Source organism: Budvicia aquatica DSM 5075 = ATCC 35567 (assembly GCF_000427805.1).
GTDB classification, from domain to species: domain Bacteria; phylum Pseudomonadota; class Gammaproteobacteria; order Enterobacterales; family Enterobacteriaceae; genus Budvicia; species Budvicia aquatica.
Map to the genome: position 1 here is coordinate 15,769 of NZ_ATYS01000010.1, position 25,574 is coordinate 41,342.

Below are 25,574 nucleotides of genomic sequence, written 5' to 3' on the forward strand. Positions count from 1 at the left end.
TGTTTGTTGTTTATATCAACCCACCGGATGTATCAGGTAACGAAAGTCATAATGAATTTTTTAAAAACTAAAAATGAAAATCAACGCCGTTTAGCGGCGTTGCTGGATAAGATCGAGCAAAAAAACCAACCTTCAGGCTGGAAGAAAAACACTATGATTGCGGTTGGAGGTTTGACCGAAATTGGTTTTTCCAAACTAACTAATCACTTATTAGTCATTTCCTCTAGCGGACGTAGCGTAATTGATTGCGCTAATGGGCAGAAATTGGCCAGAGACTATGAGGAATATGGAGACTGGTATAATCCGTTAGACCTCACCTGTCAGGGAATTGGACCTATTGGGGATGAAACAATTACTATTGCCGGATTATGCGGCGGTGGTTTACCCCACGACAACCAGTACGGTGAAAGCCTACAATTAGCGGCACCACAGTGGCCAGTGGAAGATATTTACTTCTGCCCGCCGGGAAAATCTATTCTGATCGAGCGTTTTCAAACCGGCTGTTGCCATATTTTTTCTGACCATATGCGCAGTTATGGCTTCTCGTGGAATGGAGAATTTATCGTCGCTGCAACATCCAGTGACTTAACCATTTGGCAGAGGCTAAGTTAGGGCAACCAGCCTTATCTTCAGGAGATATTAAGTTACGCATTTACCGCCGCTTATCGTTCTTGCGGATAAAGGCTCTCGCCTTTTTTACAGCACAGCCCTGTTCCAATCCATACGCTCAGTTATCAAACCGACATTGCGTTGTAAGGCGACAATATCTGCAAACCGTTTAGAGTGGCTTATTTACTGCTTCCCAAAGCGACAGCGGAACGCCCCTCAATAAATACTTCTCGAATAGCTTAAGCTCTATTTTATTTACGGAAACATCATCAATATTATAAATCACTTTATTCTTATCTAAATAAAGGCTGTACCCGTTACCGGTACCCTCTGGTATAACCAAAGTACGCCCATGAATCCGGCTTAATGCAAGATAAACGCTGCCTTTGGTATCCGGGGTGTTAGACCATTCGTTATCTTCGGCATAAAAATGGCAGTCTCGGCCCCAGTAACGTTCGACTTTAATCTGATAGCGGCCTTTAGGAATATCTAGCCCATATGACCGTTCTACATCAAAATAATTGACCAGAAATTCACTTTCCGGATCTTCTCCGGGAGTAATACTTCCTTTTACAACCGCAACGATCTGTTTTTTCCCTATTGGGTGGCTTAGCATCCGAGTCAGATCTGGCGAACTTTCATCACAGCCGGCCCATGCGCTTGAACAGAAAAAGAATAACAAAAACAGTCTTTTCATTATGATCCCTGAATTCTGCTGACATCCGATGTAACGGTGCGATGGGACAACCCAAAACGGAGTATCAGTCGCCCATAGCTTCAACAAGCGCTTTGATTTTTACCGCCTTCTCAAAATGGTCCAGTTTCATCTGTTTAATCCACCAACTCGCCGCTTCCATCAGCAACTCAGGATTATCATTTTTGTTAGCAAAAAAGGCGTAAAAAGAGAGCCCGACATTATCTCCTTTTGCCGCAATTTTATCCTCGCAAACTTGGATTATTTTGGTTCTTAACGCCTTTCTCATTATAGAAAACTCTGGTTGGTTAAAATTACCACTGGCGCTCAATATATCGCTGAGTTTAAATCACCACTCATAAGACGCCCCGGCACCAAATACTAATTCATGCTGGCTCGACTTAGAGAATGACGTTTTAGTCATGATATTGCCCTTAATACAGGAGCTAACCCCTAACGCCATCGGCTGTAATAACGACGCTATAGGCTTTTTATTGCATCAGTAACGGTATGGTAAAACCTATATTGCAATTAGCACCTGCGATGGCCAAACTATAATCTACAGGTACCCCCCAACCAACCCAAGGGCGATATCAAACCATTATGCTGAAAATTGTTATCTGGCTCGTTCTGTCTTTAATCTCAAGCTGTGGCTGGGTAGTTTATGCTCTGCAACAACAGTATGAAGAGCAAAGTGCAGAATTTCGCATCCTGTATCGCGATATCGCCGTAAAGCTCTCTCAGCATGACGCCATACTTTCTCTGCTGTCAGCAAACAGTAACCCTGAGGTAATCAAGCAACAATTCCCCCAAATTTTGCGCTGGCAGCAACGGGCTGAAAACGCCACGGAATATACCCTAGATCCCGCAGGCAACGGTACCTATTGGCTTAATGCCCAACACTTTGCTCTCTTAGTCGATCTCAACACGCTTATCGCAGATATACCGCAGGTAAACTACTTTCAACACTTAAGTTTAGACTGGAATAAAACGCCTTTAATCGAACGGGGATAAGGCACTGCCAGCCCTTACTGGCTGTGGGATAAAACGTTAGTCAGCCCGTCACAGCCTTTGGGTTTATCGGCCGGTAATAGCCCCGACTGGGCAAAGTTACCTTGGCTAATGATGCTGCTCTCTTCGCTGTTTTGGGCCGGGGCCATCTATTTTATTAATCAATACCGGGCCAATAAGCATCAGCGCAATATTGCTAACCAACGCGCCCATTTCTCCGAGCTCACCCGCTTAAACGCCATGGGTGAAATTGCCGCAGGCATTGTCCACGAGCTAAACCAACCGCTGACAGCCGCATTAAGCTATAACCAAGCCGCTCTGCGCCTTATTCGCCAGCAGCAGGTACAAGAGGTGCCGCCACTGCTTGACGCAACGGTTGTGCAAATCAAACGAATCAGCGATCTGTTACTGCAGTTTCGTCAAAAGTTAACCCGTGAGCAGCGGGAGTTACAGCCGGTTAATCTCAATCAAATCTGGTTGCGCGTTGTCATGCTATTGGAAAAAGAGCTGCGCAGCGGAAAAATCACCATCATCAACAAAATTCCAGAAACGCTGCCGGATCTCTTGGCCGATCCGCTATGGATTGAACAAATTCTCCATAACATATTAGCTAACGCTATTCAGGCTCAGCAGCAGAATCAGTTGGGCTCCGGCTGGGTTGCTATAAAGGCCGATCAATCTGATAACGGTGTCAGCCTGACCATTAGCGATGGGGGCCCGGGCCTTTCAACCCAGGCGCTTCAGGAAGTATTTATGCCCTTTTTTACCACCCGCCCTGACGGCTTAGGCCTGGGGATGGCGCTGACTGAAACGCTGGTACAACGACTGAACGGTAATATTAAAGTCGATAATATTAAGGGACAGGGAGCCTGTTTTACCCTATGGTTTCCTCTTAACCCTCAGGAGCTCTGATTGATGACAGCACATATTTATCTGATTGACGATGATGAGGCAATCCGCAGCTCACTGGCAGCCTTACTGGCAACCGTGGGTTGGCAGACTGAAACTTACAGCAGCGTACTTAATTTCCAACAGGCGGTCGGAGAGCTGGATAGGTTATCTGGTTGCCTGTTACTGGATATCCGCATGCCCGGCAAAACAGGCATGACGTTACTGGAAGAGTGGCAACAGCAAGGTCTGGAAACGCCGGTAATTATTATGACCGGCCACGGCAATATTGATTTATGCCGTCGGGCATTCAAAAACGGTGCTTTTGAGTTTTTAACTAAGCCTATCGACGCCGATCTGCTGATTGAAACCGTCGGCGCAGCTATGGAACACCAGCGTATGTTGCAGGAGCAGCGGGGGAAGACCATCGATTTACAAACCAAGCTCAATACCCTTTCCAGCCGTGAAAACGACGTACTGGCACTGATCGTAGCAGGATTATCCAATAAAGAAATCGCTCGAGAGTTGGCTCTTTCCCCGCGGACGGTAGAAGCCCATCGGGCAAATATATTCACTAAACTGGAAATTAACTCACTGGCAAAACTAATAAATATCTATGGCGGTCTGGCACTTCCAACCCCGACTAAGTAAAAATACCTAGGCCGGTAGGTAATCAACCGAATTGTTTCATTTGAGTACTCTGTCTATTTTATCTGTATGAGTTAATCCATCGGATATTAAAGAAGGTACATACTATGAAGAAACATCTCCTTTTAGCCACCCTACTTATCAGCAGCGCCGTGACATTACCTAGTTTTGCCGCCAGCGTGTTAGATGAAAAAAACCTTTCGCTCGAACTGGCAGATCAGTTAGCACAGCACGCGATTCAGGCCTGTAGTGCCAACAATTACAATATTGCCGTCACCGTTGTTGACCGGGCCGGAGTGGTAAAAGTCACTAAACGCATGGATAACGCGGGTCCGCATACGGTAGAAGCCAGCCGAATGAAAGCCTTCACCGCCCTTACCACCAAAACCCCTACCGATGAAGTGATGAAGAACGCTCAGGCTAATCCCGGAGCTCAAAATTTACGTGATATCCCGGGCTTTTTACTACTGGGCGGCGGGTTACCGATAAAAGTCGGCACACAAACCATCGGTGCTATTGGCGTTGGTGGCGCACCGGGCGGGCATCTTGATCAGCAATGTGCGCTTGATGCACTGAACAAAAGCCAAACCCAGCTTAACGCGTCATAAGACAACTTCAGCTTTAGAGCCTGTGACAATAAATAACGTTGAATCCTTAATATCATTTATTGCTACGGGCTTTTAAAGCTGACTATTTTTATTCATCTCATCAACCTTCTCGCTTAAAGTGTGTCCCCTCTCCTTCGGCTTATAAGAAAGCTAATACACTTATACCTCTATTTTTAATACTAGAAGATTAATTATTATACTTAACCTGAATGTGACTTAAGGCAAACGATCGCCGTGAAGCTAATGGGACTCGAATCAGCGATACGGCAGTCATATTTGGGGCGAAATATAACGTCTAAATAATAAGCCTCACTAGCCAGCTAACAGTCAATAGGTCAGCCTGTATCTATCGGCTTTTTTACAGTTCGCTGGGTAGCATCAGTCATAATATCCTATGGTTGTCTCTTGCTTCGGCTGATTAATCCCAACGCCTCATCCCCTCACTGTACGTCGCACTCAAAATACATAAAAAACCAAAATAATCGATTAAATATTCAAAAAATCACAATTAACACTGTTACTGACTGCCACTATTATGTTAATAATCTACGGTAATAATAAAACGGCCACTCGATCAAATCGGGTGGCTGATTTTTTAATGGCAAGGTAGATATTAAAATAACGGAGAATGTATGAAGTATCTTTCATTAGCAGTAGGTTTAGGACTAGGGTTGGCCGGTTTAACTGCCCAGGCGGCAACACAATACACCGGTGATAAAGTACAAGGCATTCAGGTTATCTCTGAGCTGGACGTCTCTGATTTAACCGTGGGCCAGCACCGCTTTATGGTTGAAACCGTCGAGACCGGAACCGGGCAGCGCTGGTATGTGCCAGTGATGGTTGCTAAGGGTGCAGCAGAGGGTAAAAAAGTCCTACTGCAGGCTGGCGTCCACGGTGATGAACTCAACGGCGTGCGCGTTGTACAGCAGGTGATGGAACAGCTTGAACCCGCTAAAATGAAAGGTACTGTTATTGGCGTAATTGGCCCGAACCGTTCAGGTATTGAGCGCGTATCCCGTACATGGGCGGTCTCTACCAGCGGCGGCGAGTTCGTTGACTATAATCGGGTTCAGCCAGGAAAAGAATTTGGCACTGCCCCACAGCGCCAGGCCTGGTTGATGTGGAATAAAGTGTATAAAGGCAACGTAGACGTGGCGATTGATTTCCACACCCAGTCAACCGGTGCAGCTTACCCGCTGTTTATTTATGCCGATTACCGCCACCCTGAAGTTCCGACTATCGCCGAGCTTTTCCCTGCCGACCAGATTAAAAAAGATCCTGGTGAGCCGGGCTCCGTAGAGACCAGCTTTATTGAAGCGGGCATTGCAGCTATTACCGTTGAGCTCGGCGTTCCTCGCCTTTATCAACAAGATATGATTACCCGCGGCATACAGGGCTCACAAAACGTATTGGCTCACTATAAAGTGATTGATAAGAAAATTGAGGATACTGCCGAGTCAAGAAAAGCCTATATCGGTAATGAAATGACGTCGATTGGCGCAAAAACCGGCGGTTTCGCCGACATTCTGGTTAATATTGGCGACGATGTGAAAAAAGGCCAAAAGGTCGCAGTTCAACGTAATGCCTTTGGCGATGTTGTTGCTGAATACACCAGCGATAAAGACGGTAAAGTGCTGGCTATCGGTACTGATGTAACCCGTGAACCACGTGCTCTGCTGGTGCGAATCCTGAGTATTAACCCGGCAGAAAGCTGTAGCAAAGGCTGCTAATTTCACAAAATCCGCATTTTAAAACGGCACCCCAAAAGTTGAGTATCAACTGAGTAAGGTGCTAATTAAAGTAATGCATTCCCTTGTATTAATGCAGCAGCATTGCTTAAATTTCTTCCCACCCGCATAGAGTTTCCAATCTTCCACCGGTTGTTAACATAAAAATAACTTACAATCAAAACAATACATTAAGTTATTTTACCTCCCCTAAAAATAACCATTTTTTTTATATGGTTTATCACCAAAACTACCCAGCACTATCCTATTTTATCCATATCCCTTTTGTTAGGCTCGATGCACTTAGGCAAGTCTGTGAACACTAGCATTAGGGGAAAAATAGTGAATACAGTCATACAAAACCGGAAAACTCTGCCATTGCAGAATGGTAAGGTCCCTGCCTGTAACAATCTCAGCTCTGTAGATGGCTTAACATGGCGGCAGCCAGATATTACGCATAAGTCACGACTGATTCAGTCCGAGAATAAAACCCAAAACCCCCCATTGAGAACCATTTCACAGCTGGTGCCAAATCCAATATATCTAGTTGATAAAATTAAGAAAATCTTCACATCTCCTGTAATGGCAAGATATTACCAGACGCACACATTTTCAATAAATAGATGTGCAGAACAATCAGAACGAACTCACGCCATTCAGCCTTATGGCAGCCAAAAATTTACCGTTCGCTGCGATAAGACTCACCGTCTAATTTATTAAAGTTTGGGATGAATTATGCAAATCTCTAAAACCACTGCCCTTAAGATCGTTATCACTATCATTGCTGTTGTGCTTGGTGTGGTTATCGCTAATCTGGAACCCCCAGAACCGCTCAATGAAAAGTCGATGCTGGGCTTGGGTATTTTTGTCTGCTTTGTCGTGCTATCGATGGTAGAAGTACTACCCGATTATATCTGCTGGATGCTGATGTGTACCGCATGGGCAGCGACTCAATGCGTCCCCTTCGCTAAAGCCTTCGGGGCATTTAGTACACCCGCATGGTGGCTGGTCGTCGGGGCAATGGTACTCGCTGCGGCCGTCGCCAAGTGCGGTTTACTAAAGCGCATTGCCTTGACGATGATGACCAAGTTTCCGGTTACTTATCGGTGGCAGACCTTTTCATTACTCCTCACTGGCACCGTGGTTTCACCGCTGATTCCGTCAGGTACAGTTAAAGCGACCTTAATGTCACCGTTTGCATTATCAATCAGTGATTCCCTAGGCTTGCCACGTAGAAGTAACGGTGCAACAGGGCTATTTATTGCGATGTTCTTGTCCATCGGTCTGGCAATGCCCGCCTTAATTAGTGCTACTTTTATTAACTATGTCATTTTAGGTGCGCTGGGCGATCAATATTCAGTCTCTTATTTAATGTGGCTGGTTGCTTCCCTGCCATGGCTGATACTCACCCTACTCGTCGGTTACATCCTGATTCAAATTCTCTATCGCGTTGAAACTGCAGCAATTACTGCGACCAACGAAGCTTTATTGGCTGAAAAAAATAACCTTGGCCCGATGAGCCGTGATGAAAAGATCACCACGGTGGTATTAGTCCTCTGCCTGATTTTATGGGTCACTGAACGAATGCATGGCATTAGCGCAGCCTCGGTTACCCTGGTCGCTACCGCAGTGCTTTGCGTCACCAACGTTGTCGATAGAGTCACCTTTCGCAGCCGAATTACATGGGATGCCATTATCTTTCTCGGCTGTGCCGTCTCAATGACGACTGCTTTTCCGGCCATGAATATTGATAAATGGATTGGCCTGATGGCTGGCCCGGTTCTAGTGCCACTGCTGACTGAAAATATCTTCCTGTTTATTGTCATGCTCTCTTTGGTGGTTTACGTCATCAGAATCTTTATGGTCTCGCAAACAGCATTTATGGCGTTATTCGCCGTATTCCTGATACCGGCAGCTACGGTGGCTAATATCCACCCTTGGGTTTTGTGTTTTATGTCATTCACCGCCTGCAACGTGTTCCTGTTGAAATATCAAAACGTCATGTATATGCCCGCCGTCTTCGCGGCTCAAACAGCCGCCGGTGAAGACTTTGTTGAGCATAAAAAAGTCGCCAAATTCGCCTTCGCTTACATGGTGACCAACATTCTGATTCTGTGTGCCTGCGTGCCCTACTGGCGGTTCATGGGATGGCTCTAAATTCCGCACATTTTTATGTCCGCCAACGCCGAAAAGCTAACGGATTGAGGCCATAAAAGTGATTAATGAAAATAAAATGAGGATAAATAACCATGGACTTCAGAAAAACAGATGAGCAGGAAATGCTGCTACAAAGCGTTGCCGAGCTGGTCACCCGAGATTTTCCCGATTCCTATTTCAAAAATTGCGATGCGCAGCATAAATATCCAATTGAGTTTATGCGGGCCCTATGCGAAGCCGGTTTTGGTCTGATGGGAATACCCGAAGAGTATGGTGGTACTCCGGTCGATAACCTGACTCTGATTATGTTCTGTGAGGAAATTGCCCGTTTAACCGGCACATCTTACTTAACGTCTTATCTAATTTACGTTGATGACGTACTGAGTTTTGGTACTGAAGAACAGAAAAGAATCACGATGGACTTAGTTGCCAAAGGTGACCCCTCTTTATGCCTCGGGATCTCCGAACCACAGGCCGGCTCAGATAATAATGCTATGACCTCAACGGCCACCCGCAGAAACGGTAAAGTCTATATCAATGGTCAAAAAACGTTTATTACCAATGCCAGCTTCTCGCCTTACATGCTTTGTATGACTCGAGATCTTGATAACCCTAAACCAGCCAAAGGGGTAAGCATGTGGTTTTTACCACTGAACAAGAAGGGCGTTAAGATCGAACCCCTCGACAAAATTGGCTGGAATATGCGCCCTTCATGCGAAGTCTACTTAGACGATGTCGAGCTGGAAGAGAGCGATCTGGTCGGTAAGGAAAATGAAGGTTTCTTCCAACTCATGAAGAACTTTGAAATTGAACGTTTAGTTATGTGTGCCGGTTCACTTGGCTGTGCTCAGGCCGCATTTAACGATGCCATCAACTACGCCAACCAACGCGTACAGTTCGGACAAAAAATCGGTTCGTTCCAAATGATTCAGCAAAAACTGGTTGATATGCAGATCAAACTACACAACATGCGCAATCTGCTTTACCGCTGTGCCTGGGAGAAAGATAACGGTATTTCAATTCAGATAACTTCTGCGCTGGCTAAACGTTACTGTGCACAGGCGGGTTGTGAGGTCGTTGATGATGCCATGCAAATTCTCGGCTCTGTCGGTTATACCAACGATCATCGGGTTTCTCGGATGTGGCGCGATCTGCGCGTAGGGCGCATCGGCGGTGGAACTGATGAGATCATGGTCTATATCGCTGCCCGTAGCATGCTAAAAGCACTAAACAACTAATCAGGAGACCTGACGATGAGCGAAAACAATTTACCCTCCGGTTTCGGGCCGCTTGATGACGTGAAAGTGATAGTGTCAGGCGTTGCCTATGCCGGCCCGTTTGCCGCAAGCCTTATGGCTGATTACGGATCACAGGTGCTATCGATAGAAAGTACTGTTGCACCAGACATGATCAGAACGGGATCGGTCTTTCAGCAAATACACCGTAATCAAAGGGCTATTGCGCTGAATGTCCCTTCTGAAAAAGGACGAGAGATTTTTCTCAAGCTCATCAAGGACTGCGATATTTTCATCGAGAACTCCAAGGCCGGGCAATGGAGTAAATGGGGACTTGATGATGAGGCGCTGTGGAAAGTAAATCCGCGCCTTGTCATCGCCCACATTTCAGGTTTTGGCCAAACCGGGCTACCTGAATATACCCGGCGCGGCTCATGGGACGCGATCGGGCAGGCCTTCGGCGGTCTAATGTCAATGAACGGATTGCCCAACCCTGCACCGCCGATAATCAGTAATCCTTATCTATGCGACTATTTCACTGCAGTTTATGCCTCTTGGGGTTGCCTTGCTGCCTATATTAAAGCCCTGAAGACCGGTAAAGGTGACAGCATCGATTTGGCTCAGTACGAAACGCTGGTATACACCATGGGTGATGCCATTATGAATTTCCTCAATAAAGGCATCCCCTACAAACGAGCCGGTTTAACTAACCCTAAATACGGCGCATGGCGGACCTATCAATGCAAAGATGGTCAGATTTACTGTGCTCCTGCAGGGCTCAGCGCCATGAAAAAAGGCTTAGCTTTCCTTGGGCTACAGCACGGTAGCGAAGACATCCCCGAAAAATGGCAGTTCACACCGGCAGGAACTAAAGGTGCAAAAATGCTGGAAGAAAAGCTCACTGAATATTGTGCAGCTCATACGGTGGATGAAACCGACAAAGAGCTTAACGCCGTCGGTATTTTAGCCAGCCCGATCATGACCCATGAACGAATGGTTGACCATCCACAATATGTAGCCCGTGATGTTATTGCTCAATGGAATGATGCAAATGGTGATGCTATCCGAGGGCCAGACACACTGATTCGTTTTAAAAATCATCCCGGGGAAATCTGGCGTGGCGCACCGCGCTATGGTGAAGACAATGAAGAAGTGCTTCGCGAACTGGGCTATAGCCCGCAACAGATTGACGCACTGTATCAAGATAAAACGCTGGCAAAAGAATAACCTCTCCGCGTCAGTGATTCGCGGTAAACCATAAGCTAATAGCGCGGGCTCGAGACTTTTCAATCAACCGTTTTCAATATCACCTATTGTACAGGTGATATTGAGACCGGCAGACATCAACAACCCGGGGCTTAAAAATGTTAACAAAGGGAGAGTTAAAAGCGCATAAAGAATACTGCTCTGATATTACCGTAGTTATACTGCAAGTGAGTATCGCTCAGGCAGTTAGCGCTTGTCATAGAACAATATACGTATAATAAGGAGACTGGCCATGCTCGCTCAATGCCAACCAAAGCAAACGATAACGCTGGACGGGGTTCATTACAATAAGTCCCATTTTCAAGGTGAAAAATTACCAGATTTTGTACATCAATCTTCCTTCCATTTTGATGTATACCAACTGATAAAAGCATGGTTTTCTGATAGCCCGACGATTGAGATACTCACTTCCGGCTCAACCTCAAATTCACCTAAAGCGCTACATGCCGATCGCACTATGATGGTCAATAGCGTGAAATATACTCAAGATTTCTTCCAATTAAAGGCCGGGGATACGGCATTACTGAACCTGCCACTGGGCTATATTGCCAGAACTATGGTTGTGATTCGCGCACTGGTTATTGGTATGGATCTGCATATTGTTCCCTGCTGCGGCCGGCCACTCGAAGAGGCACGCCTTTCACCACAAATACCTCTGACTTTTGCCTCCATGACGCCTTTGCAAATTTATAACTCTCTGCGACATGAGTCGGATAAAGCTCGGCTTGCCACGATAAAAAATTTGATTGTCGTCGGTGGTCCTATTGATGCCAAAACCGAAAAAATACTTAGAACATTCCCCAATAATATCTATTCAACCTATGGCATGGCAGAAACCCTAACACACATTGCCTTTCGCAGAATTAGTGGTAGTCACGCCAGTGACCGGTATATGCCATTAGAACAAGTATTTCTTAGCTTAAATTCAGCAGGTGCGTTGGTGATCAATGCACCACTAGTAGCAGCACAACCGGTATCTACCAAGGATTTAGCTGAAATCTTTGCTGACGGAAGCTTTAAGCTATTAGGCCGTATAGATAACGTCATCAACAGCGGCGGCATTAAAGTCTCTGCTGAATATATTGAAGGCCTCCTTCAGCCCGTTATCGAGGGTATGTTTGCAATTTCATCGATTGCTGACCCCAAGTTCGGGCAGGCTATCGTGCTGGTGACCGAGAAAGAGGTAAATATTAGGTTAGTGAACCAGTGTCTGCCAGCCTATTACCGTCCTAAGAAAGTCATCCAACTGGATGAGATCCCTCTGACCAAAACCGAAAAAATTAATCGAGGCTTAATTAAGCAGCTATTACACAACGCTACGCTGGAAAACGGAAACGGCCTGAATGCTGACTCTTACCTAAAAAATTAAGCTATCAGCATCATCTATACACATGATTTTATAGGAATAAGAAACCGTTTTTATATAACACGAGGTTAATGACAAGCTATCAATAGTGACAATTAACCGTCTATCTTCAGCCTATTGATTGGAAATATATTTTATGAACGATGATATTCATATCACACCATATATTGCGGCAGCCGTTGACGATGAACTGCGTAAAATCATTGTCGACAATGGTAAAAAAGTGACGCTGAATAAACGCGAATTCTTTTTAAAGCAGGGAACAATCAACAGTTTTGTCTATGTTCACTCCGGATTACTTGGCCGTATCAGGGACACCCCGCTAGAATTCAAGCAGACCCATCTCGAAATTATTCCTGCCGGGCGTGTCGCTAACTTTCTTAACTTTTTCTCACCAGGTAAAGCCCGGATCAGCATTCAGGCATTGAGAAACTCAGAGATCTATCTAACACCTTATAAAACGGTCTATGCCATTATGGAAAATGACCGTCGAATTGCTCACGAATTCGAACAAATGTATGGCGCTAACATGGAAACAGCTTTACGTAGTTGCTACTGTAACTTTATTTTCTCATGTGAATCACGGCTAATCAGCCTGTTCAGAGCAATGATCCGCAACTATGGCATTATGCCCGATGGAAATGGCTGGATGCTGCTACCTTACAAACTGACCCGAGAAGAATACAGCCAGATCATATTCTCGAGCCTGCTGACGCTGGATAATATACTACTGCAATGGAAAAAAGAGGGGGTGTATAAAAAGGCCAAAGAGGGCTCTTATATTCATCAAAGCCTGCCACTACGCTCTATCGCCTATGCGCCATAGTTAAACTAAAATAACAACAACTAGCCATAGCGAAACTCAACGCCGAACGTACCACGCGGGTACTCCCATTTCTCCAGAATTGTCGATCCACACAGTACTCGACAGGTGCCGCATTCTAGACATCCAGCATAATCAAAACGCATTGAACCATCGTCCATTAACTTATATAGGCCTGCCGGGCAGGCCAACACCAGTTTTTTAAACTCATCAATATCAGCCGATTCTTTTAGTATGATATGTGGGTTTCCTTCATCGACATGAAATTTATTGCTACCTAACTTAACATCAACGTTCACCACGCTATTTTGTACACTCATATCGACCTCACTCCTTTCACTGCGTCTTTGATCAAATTCCAATAACCTACGCGTTTGCACTGTCTACGCATTTTCTTGTGTAATGGTTCAGCCGGGCGACCATCGACGGTAAATAAATCTGACATCATGCCCTCAACCATTTTTGGATACTGGTTGAATATTCTGGGATTCTCAAGAAAGCCCGGTAGGTTTTTATACAGTTTCAGATCTTTCATCACAAAGCTATCGTTGAGCAGAGCCTCATAGTGAACCAGTCCCTGTTTGCGGTAGTCGTTTTGTTTTCTGGCTGCCAGCACCGCTTCGGCAGCCGCCTGACCGCTGGCGATCGCCAAATCCATTCCACGAATCGTGTAGCCCGCATTAATGCAAAAACCAGCTGCATCACCGGCAATAATAACCCCATCCCTGACCAGTTCAGGCAACATACAAATCCCGGCTTCTGGAACTAAGTGCGCAGAGTACTCAGCTAACCTTCCCCCTTTAATCAACGGAGCAACACTCGGGTGGTGCTTAAAATCTTCCAGCATCTGAGCAATTGATTTATCCGAGTGGTCGATATGATGCAAACCGCAAACTAGTCCCAGAGAAATTGAATTTTTGTTAGTGTACAGAAAACCACCGCCCATCAGGCCATTAGAAGGCGATCCGGCAAAAAGCCAAGCAACCCCGTCTTTGCCACTAACACCAAAGCGTTCTTCAATCGCTTCTGAAGGGAGTTCTATCAGTTCTTTAACGCCCACCGCGACCGATTGTGGCTGTAATGGCTTAACCATTCCTATCTGCTGACCCAGTAGTGAGTTAACACCATCAGCCAAAATGACAACTTTAGCCTCCAGTTGGTCACCGTCGGCCTGAACGCCACAGACTTTACCGTCTCTGACCAGCAGTTGCTCGACACGGATCCCACCAATAAATTGGGCTCCGGCCTCCTCTGCTTTAGCCATCAGCCACTGATCAAACGGACCGCGCAGAACAGTATAAGACTCCTGTACCGCCTGTTGTGCCGTGGTGCTGTGGTAATCCAGCGTGATAGCACTTTCGACGGTCATAAATGATATTTTCTCACGCGTAACTTTTCGCTCAATGGGAGCTTGCTGAGCAAAGCCGGGAATAATCTTCTCAAGGCTATGGGCATACAGGCGGCCACCGGTCATATTTTTGCTACCAGCAAAATTGCCGCGTTCGATAACTAATACCTCAAGGCCTGACTGTGCCAGTAGATAGGCGGCAGTACAGCCAGAAAGCCCTGCTCCGACAATGATGACATCCATTGAATCATCTTGTGACATAGAATCCCCGTTATCATTAATTACAGGCCGCAGGCAATCGCACAGGCAACCATTTAATCTCAGAAAAGTATTCCGGCTTCCGGCGGTATTATCGCCAAATTCAGGTTAAAGCCGGTGCCTGCTGCTGACGGTTTAGCGTTTGAATGCTGTAATTAATGCTGGTACAACTTTATAAATATCGCCCACCATGCCGTAATCACAGTACTGAAAAATAGGTGCATTCTTATCTTTATTTATCGCAATAATCGTCTGAGTTCCATTCACACCAACCATATGTTGAATCTGCCCGGAGATCCCCATAGCGATATATAACTCCGGTTTAATCATCACACCGGAAACGCCAATATAGCGGTCACGGTCCATCCATTTTTCACCTTCCGCAATCGGTCGTGAACACCCCAACTCCGCCCCTAGCACACCACAAAGCTGTGCCACCATATCGATATCGCTCTGTGATGCAATTCCTCTGCCAATGCCAATAACCCGAGTGGCCTTATTCAGATTGACTCTATTACCCTGTTTCACCCGACGTTCTTTGCATTGAATACCACCAACCGGCGGAACAAAAGGCAATATCTGCGCCTGACCGGATTTAGTCACATCGGCCAACTGTGGTGTAAAAAGGCCAGCGCTCAGCGTAACAACCGCTATCTTTGAATGAATATTTTCTTCCGCTAGTGCCAACCCGCCATACATCATATGACTAGCTTTAACGGACTGATTCTCAATGGAAATATCGGTGACATCGTTAATCAGCCCGGCATCAAGTAAACCGCTAATTTTGGCCGCCAGCGCTTTACTCCGCTTACTGGTATCAAGTAATAGCAGGGTTGGGGGACCTTCGGCGCGACTTAATGCGCTGGCAATAGTGGCATCATAATCTTCAACCATAATGGTGTCGTTTTTGTCACCTAGGTGATACACCGCACCTGCTCCTAAGGCAAAAGCATTTGCAATATCATCTGGTGAACCTAGAACAATTGCAGTGACCGTTTCTCCCAGTTGCTGACCGGCAGCTATCAACTCTGGATAAGAAGAAGCCGCATCACTGAAAACCCACACGTTCGATAATTTGCTCATAGTTTATTCCTCCGGGCTTCTCCGGTTATTTTAACTGGCTACGCAATGTTTCAATGAATGTGGCGATTTGTTCTTCGCCATCACCTTCGATAATCACCCGTTGACGCTGAGTTTGTTCAGGCGCTTTAACTGAGCTGATAACTACTGGCGTAGAAATATTCCCCAGCCCCAGTTCATCCATTGTCATAACGGACACCGGCTTTTTGCCTGCGGATAATATGGCTTTCATGGCCGGAATTTGAGGAACATTAATATCGCCGGTCACCGCAAGGACTGCAGGTAGCGATATATCAAGCACTTCAACCAGATCCTCAAGAGTACGCTCAACCACCAGCTGTTGATTAGTAATAGAAACAATGCGGCTGACCGCATTTACCACCGGTACTCTAAGTCGCTGCCCTATTAATAAGGCGGTTTGCTGGGCATAGAGGTCACCTGAACCATCACCACAAATAATCAAATCAAAGCCTATTTTGGTAGCCGCTGCTGCCAGTACATGTGCAGTGGTATAAGGTAGGGCACCGTCTAATTTCTCATCCATCACTAAATGCAAAATATCTGGCCCGCGTGAGAGAATGTCTTTACGCAACTTGGCATTTTCCAGTACTTTCCCCCCCACGCTGAGCACTTCGACAGTACTGTCGCCAACCTGCGCTGCAGCCTCAACAGCGGCCTCAATGGCATTCAGATCAAATGGGCTAATTTTATAAGTGGCGCGGGTTGTATCTAGGCTGCGATCTGGCTTGATACTGATATCTTGCTCTTCAGCGACAAGTTTGCAGCATGCTATCACTCTCATAACGTCTCCTTTCATGGACCGACCGAGGAAGGCTCTGGCCAGATGGATCCGTTGAGTTTTAGCAAAAGAGCTGAAAAGTATACGCACAACGCAACCAGACATGGATCGAGTGCCAATTTATCTCAACGGGTAGAGGAAAAGTCGCCAGCGATTTTGTCGGCTGACAAAAACAGGTTAGCAAGAGCCGCCATTTGAAAACAGGATAAGGCTAGGTAGTTTCCATAGATATTGTAGGGTTTTATTATTCAGCCATTATATTTCTGAATAAGTTCACAGAGAGTTCACCAAGGGATGGTAGCGTTGTTAGCTGGCTATTGATGTTTTTTCGCACGGATGCCGTTTATCGAGAATAACATTTCTGTATCCCGCTACACTCAGCATAAAAAGGATCTTATACGGTGGTGAACCCCAACTATTATGTCGCATTACTCCTTAGCCCGGCGCTATTTTTTGTTTCAGCCAGACTATTTTCCAAACTGAAATCCCGGGCCGGAAAACGCCGTTATATCACGATAGCCTTTATAATGGCGTTGATTAGCCTGACCATTCCGGCAGCCTACTTCTCAAACACCATCGGTGAGAGCCCTGGCTATGCGCAGTTCAGGGTTCTGGCTTACAGCGAGCTATTGGTATGTTTATCCGCGCCCTTTGCCGGCGTAGTTTACCTATGGATAACGTCTGCTTTATCTAAAACCGATGGCAAGCGGTGGTTAAAGCGCAGTATCTATCTGCTCTGCCTGTTCACTGTACTGGGCTACACCAGCCTGCCGTTTGTCAAACAGTTGGCTAAACCAAGGCCTTTTTATCCGGATGCCGCCACTATCGGTAATCGATGGGTAGATGGCGTTGCGCTACAAACCACCCCTTCAACCTGTGGCCCGGCATCTCTGGCAACAATATTAGCCCGTTATGGCAGTACCGAGACAGAAGCCGATATCGCCGTACAGGCTTACTCTTCATCCCGAGGCACTGAAAATTGGTATTTGGCCCGATATGCCCAACGGCTTGGCTATCAGTATCACTTTCTGACTGAAACGGATATAGCAAAAGTACCAACCCCTTCGATCATTGGCGTGAACGTTAACAGACTAAACCGGGCAGGAAACCCTAGCCGGGCGGGACACTTTATTACCCTCCTCGACAGCCGTGACGGATATCACCTGATTGCTGACTCGCTCAGTGGCTTACACCGACTCACAGCGGAAGAGTTTGAGCAGAAATACCGTTATCGCGGTTTTGTTCTCCATATTATGAAGGCTGAAGGATAGGAAATAGTCGGTCACTTCTACGTGAGCAGCAAATCCATACTCACAGATGGAAAACATATTCCTGTTTGTTCCCATCGGACAATGAATTACCATAGCAGGCACTGTTATTTGTCTGCCTACATGGATATTCAATGCGTTATCTGGCTGCTATTTTACCCTCAATACTGTTGCTCACTGCCTGTAGCAGTGACCCGAAGCCATTCACCGAGGCTCCGTTAACCACGCCTAAGGGCGGTTTCCAGTTAGAACGGGAGCATACTGTTCACTTGCTGGGCGGTGATTTTGCATCCAATCAGGCAGCAGAAGCCTTTATTGATAAAATGGTCAAGGTACATGGATTCGACCGCCAGCAGCTACACGACATACTGGCCCAAACGAAGAGTCTCGACTGGGTTATTGGCCTGATGGACAAGCAAGCCCCATCCACTACCCCGGCCCCTCCCGGCTATGTTCCTAAACCTAACGGTGCATGGATTCGCTACAGCAATAAGTTTATTACGCCAACCAATATTCCCAAAGGCGTAGCCTTCTGGAATCAGCATGAAGAAGCGCTACAGCGCGCATGGAAACAGTTCGGGGTTCCGCCTGAAATCATCGTGGGTATTATCGGTGTTGAAACCGGCTGGGGCCGGAATATGGGAAAAACCCGGATTATCGATGCGCTGGCAACCTTATCCTTTAACTATCCGCGCCGCGCTGAATACTTTACCGGCGAGCTGGAAACCTTCTTGCTGATGGCCCGAGCTGAAGGAAACGATCCGCTGTCTTTACGCGGTTCTTATGCCGGAGCCATGGGCTATGGCCAGTTTATGCCTTCATCGTTTAAGCAATATGCGATAGATTTCGACGGCAATGGCCATACTAACCTGTGGGATCCGGTTGATGCTATCGGCAGCGTTGCTAACTACTTTAAAGCCCACGGCTGGCAAAAAGGCTCACCGGTTGCCGTATTGGCAAGCGGTCAGGCTCCGTTACTGGACAACGGCTTTAAGACTAAATACCCAATATCCGTTCTGGCTTCTGCCGGGTTAAAACCGCTGGGGTCGCTCGGTGGCCATACTGAAGTCAGCCTGCTGCGCCTCGATATGGGCACCAGCTTCCAGTACTGGTACGGACTGCCTAATTTCTACGTTATTACGCGCTATAACCACAGCACTCACTATGCCATGGCGATCTGGCAGTTGGGTGAAGCGGTAGGAAGAGCGCGGCTTCAGGCAAAGTAAGCGGATTCATCATAGAAAAGGGCTGCATAGCAGCCCTCAGATTGCTGACAAACCTCAAATACTAAAATTTAGGTGTTAAAAAACTTAAACGCAGGGAGAGCTTTCCGTTGGGGTCGTAGCAACTTTAGTTGCCGGAGGGCCCCTAGGAAAGGTAGGCCCGGAGCCCTCAAAGCTCAAAACCTCGCCCTTCGGCCGATAGAAAAAATAAATATTCCAATAATGATTATGCGGACGAAATTTGCACTGAAATCAAATTAGATCACTTTGTCATTAGTCTGAGGGCTGCATAGCAGCCCTTTATACTATCGACAAACTCACTTTCTCATCCGTAGCGCCAGCAAGAACACCCCTGCTATTACCACTAAAACACTTAACGACTGAAATATCGGTATACCAAAAATAGTCAACGTTGAGCTGGTTAACCATGGGGCGATGCCTAAGGTAAAAGCGCCGGTGATAATGGCTATCGCCAGCGTCAGTGCGCTGCGTTCCAGTGAATTAGTCAGGTTACTCAAATTGGTAGCATTAAGGTCGACGTTCAGTTTTCCATTCTGCAACCGGCGTAACAGTAAGTTGAGGGTTTGCGGTAAACCTTCGCTGGCCTCAATCATTTCCATTCCCATTTTACGCATCCGCTGGCGGGATTCTTTTAGGCCATAGCGCTTTAAAATCGCCTTACGCAGGAAGGGGGTCAGGGTCTGAATAATATCAAAGTCTGGATCAATTCGGTGTAATACGCCGTCGGCGGTAATCAGCGCTTTAAATAGCAAAACTAAATCAGGCGGAAGGGAGAGTTTATATTCTCGAGCGATGGCCAGAATGGTCATCAACGCTCTGCCCAGCTGTAGTTCACCCGGTCCCATCCGATCAAGAAAATCCTGTGCCGCCAGTTCTAACAGACTAACGTCAGGTAAACCATCGCCGCTCCATTGAATCAATGTGTTTACCAGCCCTTCACTCTCACGGGCAGCAAGAGACTGCAACATCATCAGCAACTGGTTACGGCGGCGGGCAGACAGCTGCCCCACCATACCAAAATCAATAAATGCCACCTGATTATCACCAACGGCCATCAGGTTTCCGGCATGAGGATCTGCATGATACAGCCGGTCCTCAAACACCATCTGCATAAAAGCATAGGCTCCGCGCTGGGCCAGCGCCGGGCCGTCGAATCCGGCATTAGTCAGAAAACCGCTGCTGGCCGGTTCAGTACCGGGAATAAATTCCTGTACCAGCAACAGAGACGATGAATATTCAGGCCAGACTCGGGGGATCACAATCTCCGGACGATCCTGAAAATTTTGAGCAAAATGCTGGCAGTTGGTTAATTCATGACTGAGATCGAGTTCATGGTGCAACGCCGTTGAGAGCTGGCGCACCAGTTGGCGAGGCTGGAAGCGGGCAAGCTCCGGGCTTTGTTGTTCAATAAATTCTGCCAGCCAGGCCAGCAGACGCAGATCGGCATTAATGGTTTTTTCAAGCCCGGGGCGCAGCACTTTAACCACCACCGCTTCCCCGCTGTGTAAACGGGCACGATACACCTGCGCCATGGAGGCCGCGGCTAAAGGAGTGGTACTGAATTCAGCAAAAACTTCTTCCGGAGGAGCCCCTAATGAAGCCGATATTTGATCGCACAGGTTCTCCCAGGGCAGAGTTGAAACATTACTGTGTAGCTTTTCAAGCTCGCTGGTCCAGTTATCGTCCAGTAGATCGCCACGCGTGGCAAGGATTTGCCCGAGCTTAACAAACGTCGGCCCTAATGCCTCCAGCGCCCGACGCAGCTGCTGTGGTTGGTTTTCCGCCGGTGCCTGCAGTTTGAGATGACGGCCAATTAAAGTATTCAGCCCCAGAATTCGGATTAAATCCTGTAGGCCATAGCTCAACAGCACCTGTCCTATCTCAGTCAGACGAACCCGATCTCTGGCAGTCACATAAACGGTTTTCAACAGCATAACGTTTCCACATCCTAGAATGATTACGACATCATATCACGCGGGTAAAATCAGGTGAGCCGGACAATAGCATTAGCGATTTTTTCAAGATGTTTATTATCGGTACCGCAACATCCGCCAACAATTTTTATCTGATTAATTACCGACCTAAGACCCATAATATCCTGCGCGAGTTCATTACTATCAGAACAATGAAGTTCAATGGCATTATCCAGTTCGGCAGACGAAAGCGGTGACGAGTTAGATTGAATACCGCAAAATCTTTCCCTGACTAACAGAGTCTGATTAACCGGATTATTCAACGCTTGATGCAACACTCGAGGATGAACACAATTAGCCATATAACATAGAGGGCGCTGTCTTGTGGAGTTATCAATTACCCGAATAGCATGATCAATACTGTTACCGTCAATCAAATGCCCGCTGCTGCTAACCATAAAACTGATAATGTACGGTAGTGACGTCTCTGCCATTGCCTGTGCCATTCCAACCGCTTCAGTCAGCGCAGGCATAATCCCGGCAAACAGAAAGTCAGCCCCAGCCTGCTCAAATAATTCCGCAGCCCATGAGTGAAACTGCTTCGCGTGTTCAACGGATAAGACTTCGGTTGCCTGATAAGCATCTCCTTTACATCCCATCAATCCGCCAATATACATTTCAACATTCGTAGCTCCCCTAATCGACTTTAGAAAAGAGACGTTATCTTGAATAATACATTGTGCAAAAGATGAGTCAGAAACCCGCTGTCGGTTAGCCCTTCGAGTTGGTGTAGTGGCAATAAACGGCAGATTATATTTTTTAGCAACTCCGATATATTCGTTCCATAAACTCGCTAAAGCTTCTCTCCCTTTTTCGTCATACACCAGACTAGCCATGGCAACATGTTCATCAAAACTAAGACCATACTCACGTTTAAGCCTCTCCCCTAAGGCAGCTTCCATTAAGAGATGAGCATTATTTTGGTAGCAGTCGGTAAATCTTGTCATAAAAATGGTCCCTTTATCACTAAAACACCGCCATTCAGGGCGTATGATCGGACACTCGCATAATCTAACCAATAGAACATAACTCGTGCGCGGATCGTCGCCATGGGAGAGTTAATCTGATGAATACATTTGATAAATTGAACACTTTGCTCTCAGTAACTGAGGGAGAATACTATGATAACGACTATTTTTTAGATGCTGAAATACAAATCGCTTTATTATCAGAAGCCGATCTGCCACTGCTGCTGACCGCGTGGCAAAGCCAAAATACCCAATGGTGGGATCGTTTTACGCAGTCTTCGGCCCATATCCAACAACCTGTTTTACGCTCTTTACTGGCCGGCGCTATCACCACCCGATATAAAATAAAACAGATATTATCACTAATGACCCACCTACCGGCGCAGGCCGATCGCTCAGAGCTATCGCAGTCTTTAGTCAATTATTCAGCAGCGCTCTGGCATGCCGAACCTAAGCTGCACTTGCAAATCCAGCTAAGTACCTGGAGCTGCGGTCTTTCGGCCCGACTGTTAGAAAAGCTTGGATTTAGCTCATGGAAAGAGGCCGGGCTATGAAAATATTGACTAAGCTAAGTTTTCTGTTCCGCTAGGCCAATGTTACAGGACAAACAAAATAGACCATAAATTCCCCTAACAATCACCTCCCGACATATCAATGATTATGTTAGTCTTCCAGCAATCAAAATCGAGAAGGATTGGCATACCGTGAGCAGTAACCAAGGGCCAAAGGCACCGGGGCGTGCCACTATCAGTGACGTAGCCAAAGCGGCTAAAACCGGGAAAACCAGCATTTCTCGCTATCTGAATGGTGAACAAAACCTGCTGTCTGACGATCTGAAACAACGGATTGAAGATGCTATCCGTACATTGGATTATCGCCCGAGCCAGATGGCCCGCAGCCTTAAACGCGGTCAAACTCAGCTTATTGGCTTGATTATTGCGGATATTACCAACCCTTATTCGGTCAACGTTCTGCGCGGTATAGAAGCCGCCTGCCGTGCTCACGGCTACACCCTGCTGGTATGTAATACCAATAACGAAGTCAATCAGGAAGAGCACTATCTACAGCTGTTGAGTAGCTATCAGGTGGAAGGCATCGTGGTTAACGCGGTCGGAATGCAGGAAGATTCGTTAAATAAGCTCCAGCAATCCTTTTTACCGATGGTTCTGATTGATCGTAAAATCCCTGACTTCGCCTGTGATGCCGTCGGACTGGATAATATTCAGGCTGCTACAATGGCCACTGAACACCTACTCCAGCAAGGGTTTGAAGCCATTTTATTTATCAGCGAGCCTCTAGGCCTGGTTAATACTCGTCTGGAGCGCCTGCAAGGGTTTAACCAAACGATTCAACAGCATAACGGCGCAATTGCTCAAAATGCAGAAGTCCCGCTCAACGATCCTCAACGGCTGGAAGCCATTCTGCGCGAATTTAACCAAAGCTACCGCGGAATGCGCAAAGCCGTACTTTCAGCTAACGGTGCCCTGACCCTGCAAATAGCCCGCGGCCTGCGTCATATTGGTCTGCAATGGGGAAGCGATATCGGCCTGCTAGGTTTCGATGAACTCGAGTGGGCCGAGCTGGCAGGCGTCGGTATTACCACGCTGAAACAACCTACCTATGAAATAGGCTATGCCGCGCTGGAACAGGTGATTCAGCGAATTCAGGGGGATAAACAGCCCGTTGCTGAGCAGCTCTTCAGCGGTGAGCTAATCATCCGCGGTTCTACCACCCACTAACCAATATCCGTGAATTCGATCATACTTTTGTACTTTGGCACTTCTTTATGGAACCGGTTCCATATAATCTGAAATCAGTGATGAATAACTGACCAAGGAATAGATATGAGCAGAGAAGTCATTGTGGTCACCGCAGCCTACGGCCGTGAAAAAGTCGTTGAACTCGGCGGACAGCAAGCTCTACTACCCGTCATAGCCCAAGCCGGAGCCGACGGCGTTGAGATCCGCCGCGAACTGTTTAGTGAGCCAGAGCTACAGAATCTACCCGCTCTGGGCCAGGCAATTCGCGACCATAATCTGGTTGCTTTCTACTCGGTACCGGAACCGCTATTTAACCCGGCCGGAGAACTAACCTCCAACCTGCAGCACTATTTCTCTGAAGCCGCACAGCTTAATGCCCGGTTGATTAAATTCTCTCTCGGCCACTATCAGCCCGGAACCCGTTTGTCCGAACTAAAAGAACGGTTGAGTCGCCAAAGCATCAGGTTGGTTGTCGAGAACGATCAGACCGCTGATTGCGGTATTCTGCCGGCGCTCAGCGCCTTCTTTCAAGATGTCACCGATCAACAGCTTCCGCTTGAAATGACCTTTGATATGGCCAACTGGCACTGGGTCGATGAGTCACCGTTAACCGCAGTACAACAGTTGAGCCAATACGTGGGCTATATCCACGTTAAAGCGGCCATAGCCACCCAAAAAGGCTGGCGGGCAATTGCGTTAGACGATGCCGATAACCTATGGCAGGCCTTACTGGCACAGTTACCGTCTAATACGCCGCGCGGTATCGAGTTTCCGCTTGAAGGGAACGATCTGACCGCAGTCACCCGTCATTACGTCAATATCGTTAAAAAGGATTAATTCCCCATGCCAACACCTGTATCTTCTGTACGCAATACTCAACCGCTGGATGTGGTTACGCTCGGTGAAGCCATGGCGATGTTCGTGGCGACCGAAAGCGGCGATCTGGCGGAAGTGGAAACCTTTACTAAACGTATCGCCGGAGCCGAACTGAATGTCTCCATTGGATTAGCCCGCTTAGGGTTAAACGTTGGCTGGGTCAGCCGTATTGGCAACGATGCTTTTGGTCGCTTCACCCTGCAACAGCTCAAAAAAGAGGGGGTCGATGCCCGTCAGGTTACCACTGACTCACGCTACCCGACGGCTTTTCAGCTCAAATCTAAAGCCGAAAATGGAACCGATCCCATTGTGGACTATTTCAGAAAGGGCTCGGCAGCCAGCCACCTGTCGGTAGACGATTTTAACCGCGACTACTTTGGCTCTGCGCGCCACCTACACCTCAGCGGCGTTGCGGCAGCGATTTCCGCCAGCTCACTGGAACTCAGTCGCCATGCGGCTCAGGAAATGCGTTCTATGGGGAAAACCATCTCCTTTGATCCCAATTTACGCCCGGTATTGTGGCCAAGTCAGCAAGAAATGGTTAAGCAGCTCAACGCGTTAGCATTTATGGCTGACTGGGTATTACCGGGTTTAAAAGAGGGCCAGATTCTGACCGGACAACAAACGCCGCAAGGCATTGCCGATTTCTATCTTAATCAGGGTGTAAAAGCCGTGGTGATTAAAACCGGGGCCGACGGAGCATGGTTTAAATCGGCCGATGGTACTCAGGCGGTGGTTCCTGCTATCAGAGTCGAAAATGTCGTTGATACCGTCGGCGCCGGTGACGGATTCGCCGTTGGTGTTATCAGTGCGCTGCTTGAAGGTAAGTCTCTGCCGCAGGCCGTTGCCCGCGGTAATAAAATAGGTTCATTAGCGATTCAGGCCATCGGTGACAGCGAGGGTTTACCAACCCGTGCAGCACTTGGCGAACAATAACAATACTGTGCCGTATCGACGCTATCTCTGTA

Annotated in this window: 26 protein-coding genes; 17 read left to right on the forward strand and 9 right to left on the reverse strand. The window is 47.1% G+C overall.

The annotated features are described in order from the left end of the window. Positions 1-51 precede the first annotated feature (51 nt). A complete protein-coding gene (locus tag YWE_RS0106060; RefSeq protein ID WP_099044034.1) occupies positions 52-612 on the forward strand; it encodes an RING finger protein in 561 nt (186 codons plus the stop codon). Positions 613-778: 166 nt separating this feature from the next. On the opposite strand, the gene YWE_RS0106065 is transcribed toward YWE_RS0106060, so the two are convergent. The 3 genes from YWE_RS0106065 to YWE_RS31860 all read right to left on the reverse strand — a co-directional run bounded on the left by YWE_RS0106065 (position 779) and on the right by YWE_RS31860 (position 1,766). Beyond that, entirely contained in the window at positions 779-1,306 is a 528-nt protein-coding gene (locus tag YWE_RS0106065) for a hypothetical protein (RefSeq protein ID WP_029093714.1), read from the reverse strand. A gap of 64 nt (positions 1,307-1,370) precedes the next feature. Next, complete coding sequence (locus YWE_RS0106070) at positions 1,371-1,592, reverse strand: DUF6500 family protein (protein ID WP_029093715.1); 222 nt, start codon at positions 1,590-1,592, stop codon at positions 1,371-1,373. A gap of 60 nt (positions 1,593-1,652) precedes the next feature. Continuing rightward, positions 1,653-1,766, reverse strand: coding sequence for a YadA-like family protein (locus YWE_RS31860; protein WP_161628768.1), 114 nt, complete (start codon positions 1,764-1,766; stop codon positions 1,653-1,655). Between the two features lie 140 nt (positions 1,767-1,906). Here YWE_RS31860 and YWE_RS31360 point away from each other — a divergent pair, with 140 nt between their 5' ends. The 10 genes from YWE_RS31360 to YWE_RS0106115 all read left to right on the forward strand — a co-directional run bounded on the left by YWE_RS31360 (position 1,907) and on the right by YWE_RS0106115 (position 13,035). Beyond that, positions 1,907-2,317 (forward strand): hypothetical protein, encoded by a 411-nt coding sequence (locus YWE_RS31360; RefSeq protein WP_227659915.1) that lies wholly within the window; start codon positions 1,907-1,909, stop codon positions 2,315-2,317. 108 nt (positions 2,318-2,425) lie between these two features. Beyond that, positions 2,426-3,226, forward strand: a complete 801-nt coding sequence (locus YWE_RS31365; protein ID WP_227659914.1) for a sensor histidine kinase — start codon at positions 2,426-2,428, stop codon at positions 3,224-3,226. Positions 3,227-3,229: 3 nt separating this feature from the next. Continuing rightward, on the forward strand, positions 3,230-3,853 hold the full coding sequence (locus tag YWE_RS0106080) for a response regulator transcription factor (RefSeq protein WP_029093716.1): 624 nt from the start codon (positions 3,230-3,232) through the stop codon (positions 3,851-3,853). A 104-nt stretch (positions 3,854-3,957) separates the two neighbouring features. Further along, complete coding sequence (locus tag YWE_RS0106085; RefSeq protein ID WP_029093717.1) at positions 3,958-4,458, forward strand: GlcG/HbpS family heme-binding protein; 501 nt, start codon at positions 3,958-3,960, stop codon at positions 4,456-4,458. A gap of 632 nt (positions 4,459-5,090) precedes the next feature. Continuing rightward, on the forward strand, positions 5,091-6,188 hold the full coding sequence (locus YWE_RS0106090; RefSeq protein WP_029093718.1) for a M14 family metallopeptidase: 1,098 nt from the start codon (positions 5,091-5,093) through the stop codon (positions 6,186-6,188). Between the two features lie 732 nt (positions 6,189-6,920). Next, entirely contained in the window at positions 6,921-8,342 is a 1,422-nt protein-coding gene (locus YWE_RS0106095; protein WP_029093719.1) for an SLC13 family permease, read from the forward strand. Between the two features lie 92 nt (positions 8,343-8,434). Beyond that, positions 8,435-9,580 (forward strand): acyl-CoA dehydrogenase, encoded by a 1,146-nt coding sequence (locus YWE_RS0106100; RefSeq protein ID WP_029093720.1) that lies wholly within the window; start codon positions 8,435-8,437, stop codon positions 9,578-9,580. A gap of 15 nt (positions 9,581-9,595) precedes the next feature. Then, positions 9,596-10,804: a CoA transferase gene (locus tag YWE_RS0106105; RefSeq protein WP_029093721.1), complete on the forward strand. Its 1,209-nt coding sequence runs from the start codon at positions 9,596-9,598 to the stop codon at positions 10,802-10,804. A 271-nt stretch (positions 10,805-11,075) separates the two neighbouring features. Further along, positions 11,076-12,212, forward strand: a complete 1,137-nt coding sequence (locus tag YWE_RS26775; RefSeq protein WP_051323226.1) for an AMP-binding protein — start codon at positions 11,076-11,078, stop codon at positions 12,210-12,212. Positions 12,213-12,345: 133 nt separating this feature from the next. Further along, on the forward strand, positions 12,346-13,035 hold the full coding sequence (locus tag YWE_RS0106115; protein WP_029093722.1) for a Crp/Fnr family transcriptional regulator: 690 nt from the start codon (positions 12,346-12,348) through the stop codon (positions 13,033-13,035). A 20-nt stretch (positions 13,036-13,055) separates the two neighbouring features. On the opposite strand, the gene YWE_RS0106120 is transcribed toward YWE_RS0106115, so the two are convergent. The 4 genes from YWE_RS0106120 to fixA all read right to left on the reverse strand — a co-directional run bounded on the left by YWE_RS0106120 (position 13,056) and on the right by fixA (position 16,520). Then, entirely contained in the window at positions 13,056-13,352 is a 297-nt protein-coding gene (locus tag YWE_RS0106120; protein WP_029093723.1) for a ferredoxin family protein, read from the reverse strand. Beyond that, positions 13,349-14,641, reverse strand: a complete 1,293-nt coding sequence (fixC, locus tag YWE_RS0106125; RefSeq protein ID WP_036015291.1) for an FAD-dependent oxidoreductase FixC — start codon at positions 14,639-14,641, stop codon at positions 13,349-13,351. The genes YWE_RS0106120 and fixC overlap by 4 nt, the downstream gene beginning before the upstream one ends. 132 nt (positions 14,642-14,773) lie before the next feature. Then, positions 14,774-15,721 (reverse strand): FAD-binding protein, encoded by a 948-nt coding sequence (locus YWE_RS0106130; protein ID WP_029093725.1) that lies wholly within the window; start codon positions 15,719-15,721, stop codon positions 14,774-14,776. Positions 15,722-15,746: 25 nt separating this feature from the next. Then, a complete protein-coding gene (gene fixA / locus YWE_RS0106135) occupies positions 15,747-16,520 on the reverse strand; it encodes a putative electron transfer flavoprotein FixA (RefSeq protein WP_029093726.1) in 774 nt (257 codons plus the stop codon). 398 nt (positions 16,521-16,918) lie between these two features. Between fixA and YWE_RS0106140 the strand changes: the two genes are divergently transcribed. Continuing rightward, positions 16,919-17,788, forward strand: coding sequence for a cysteine peptidase family C39 domain-containing protein (locus YWE_RS0106140; protein ID WP_029093727.1), 870 nt, complete (start codon positions 16,919-16,921; stop codon positions 17,786-17,788). Positions 17,789-17,919: 131 nt separating this feature from the next. Next, a complete protein-coding gene (mltB, locus tag YWE_RS0106145; protein WP_029093728.1) occupies positions 17,920-19,011 on the forward strand; it encodes a lytic murein transglycosylase B in 1,092 nt (363 codons plus the stop codon). Positions 19,012-19,325: 314 nt separating this feature from the next. Here mltB and YWE_RS0106150 read toward each other — a convergent pair whose 3' ends face one another. Together YWE_RS0106150 and YWE_RS0106155 are read right to left on the reverse strand one after the other, a co-directional pair. Next, positions 19,326-20,960, reverse strand: coding sequence for an ABC1 kinase family protein (locus YWE_RS0106150; RefSeq protein ID WP_029093729.1), 1,635 nt, complete (start codon positions 20,958-20,960; stop codon positions 19,326-19,328). 53 nt (positions 20,961-21,013) lie between these two features. After that, complete coding sequence (locus tag YWE_RS0106155) at positions 21,014-21,949, reverse strand: homocysteine S-methyltransferase family protein (protein ID WP_036015294.1); 936 nt, start codon at positions 21,947-21,949, stop codon at positions 21,014-21,016. Positions 21,950-22,068: 119 nt separating this feature from the next. On the opposite strand from YWE_RS0106155, the gene YWE_RS0106160 reads away from it, so the two are divergent. The 4 genes from YWE_RS0106160 to YWE_RS0106175 all read left to right on the forward strand — a co-directional run bounded on the left by YWE_RS0106160 (position 22,069) and on the right by YWE_RS0106175 (position 25,542). Beyond that, entirely contained in the window at positions 22,069-22,524 is a 456-nt protein-coding gene (locus tag YWE_RS0106160; protein ID WP_029093731.1) for a hypothetical protein, read from the forward strand. Positions 22,525-22,674: 150 nt separating this feature from the next. Further along, entirely contained in the window at positions 22,675-23,709 is a 1,035-nt protein-coding gene (locus tag YWE_RS0106165) for a LacI family DNA-binding transcriptional regulator (RefSeq protein WP_029093732.1), read from the forward strand. 105 nt (positions 23,710-23,814) lie between these two features. Next, positions 23,815-24,567: a sugar phosphate isomerase/epimerase family protein gene (locus tag YWE_RS0106170; protein ID WP_029093733.1), complete on the forward strand. Its 753-nt coding sequence runs from the start codon at positions 23,815-23,817 to the stop codon at positions 24,565-24,567. A gap of 6 nt (positions 24,568-24,573) precedes the next feature. Further along, the gene (locus tag YWE_RS0106175; protein ID WP_029093734.1) at positions 24,574-25,542 is read left to right on the forward strand and encodes a sugar kinase; all 969 of its coding nucleotides are present in this window, start codon (positions 24,574-24,576) and stop codon (positions 25,540-25,542) included. The last annotated feature ends 32 nt before the right edge of the window (positions 25,543-25,574 follow it).

Bases quoted from the DNA above. Each gene is read 5' to 3' on its own strand.
- YWE_RS0106065 (WP_029093714.1), bottom strand. From the start codon at position 1,306: ATGAAAAGACTGTTTTTGTTATTCTTTTTCTGTTCAAGCGCATGGGCC.
- YWE_RS0106170 (WP_029093733.1), top strand. From the start codon at position 23,815: ATGAGCAGAGAAGTCATTGTGGTCACCGCAGCCTACGGCCGTGAAAAA.
- YWE_RS26775 (WP_051323226.1), top strand. From the start codon at position 11,076: ATGCTCGCTCAATGCCAACCAAAGCAAACGATAACGCTGGACGGGGTT.
- fixA (WP_029093726.1), bottom strand. From the start codon at position 16,520: ATGAGAGTGATAGCATGCTGCAAACTTGTCGCTGAAGAGCAAGATATC.
- YWE_RS0106105 (WP_029093721.1), top strand. From the start codon at position 9,596: ATGAGCGAAAACAATTTACCCTCCGGTTTCGGGCCGCTTGATGACGTG.
- YWE_RS31360 (WP_227659915.1), top strand. From the start codon at position 1,907: ATGCTGAAAATTGTTATCTGGCTCGTTCTGTCTTTAATCTCAAGCTGT.
- YWE_RS0106095 (WP_029093719.1), top strand. From the start codon at position 6,921: ATGCAAATCTCTAAAACCACTGCCCTTAAGATCGTTATCACTATCATT.
- YWE_RS0106155 (WP_036015294.1), bottom strand. From the start codon at position 21,949: ATGACAAGATTTACCGACTGCTACCAAAATAATGCTCATCTCTTAATG.
- YWE_RS0106130 (WP_029093725.1), bottom strand. From the start codon at position 15,721: ATGAGCAAATTATCGAACGTGTGGGTTTTCAGTGATGCGGCTTCTTCT.
- YWE_RS0106085 (WP_029093717.1), top strand. From the start codon at position 3,958: ATGAAGAAACATCTCCTTTTAGCCACCCTACTTATCAGCAGCGCCGTG.
- YWE_RS0106090 (WP_029093718.1), top strand. From the start codon at position 5,091: ATGAAGTATCTTTCATTAGCAGTAGGTTTAGGACTAGGGTTGGCCGGT.
- YWE_RS0106120 (WP_029093723.1), bottom strand. From the start codon at position 13,352: ATGAGTGTACAAAATAGCGTGGTGAACGTTGATGTTAAGTTAGGTAGC.
- YWE_RS0106160 (WP_029093731.1), top strand. From the start codon at position 22,069: ATGAATACATTTGATAAATTGAACACTTTGCTCTCAGTAACTGAGGGA.
- YWE_RS0106100 (WP_029093720.1), top strand. From the start codon at position 8,435: ATGGACTTCAGAAAAACAGATGAGCAGGAAATGCTGCTACAAAGCGTT.
- YWE_RS0106060 (WP_099044034.1), top strand. From the start codon at position 52: ATGAATTTTTTAAAAACTAAAAATGAAAATCAACGCCGTTTAGCGGCG.
- YWE_RS0106080 (WP_029093716.1), top strand. From the start codon at position 3,230: ATGACAGCACATATTTATCTGATTGACGATGATGAGGCAATCCGCAGC.
- YWE_RS0106175 (WP_029093734.1), top strand. From the start codon at position 24,574: ATGCCAACACCTGTATCTTCTGTACGCAATACTCAACCGCTGGATGTG.
- YWE_RS0106115 (WP_029093722.1), top strand. From the start codon at position 12,346: ATGAACGATGATATTCATATCACACCATATATTGCGGCAGCCGTTGAC.
- YWE_RS31860 (WP_161628768.1), bottom strand. From the start codon at position 1,766: ATGGCGTTAGGGGTTAGCTCCTGTATTAAGGGCAATATCATGACTAAA.
- mltB (WP_029093728.1), top strand. From the start codon at position 17,920: ATGCGTTATCTGGCTGCTATTTTACCCTCAATACTGTTGCTCACTGCC.
- YWE_RS0106070 (WP_029093715.1), bottom strand. From the start codon at position 1,592: ATGAGAAAGGCGTTAAGAACCAAAATAATCCAAGTTTGCGAGGATAAA.
- YWE_RS31365 (WP_227659914.1), top strand. From the start codon at position 2,426: ATGATGCTGCTCTCTTCGCTGTTTTGGGCCGGGGCCATCTATTTTATT.
- fixC (WP_036015291.1), bottom strand. From the start codon at position 14,641: ATGTCACAAGATGATTCAATGGATGTCATCATTGTCGGAGCAGGGCTT.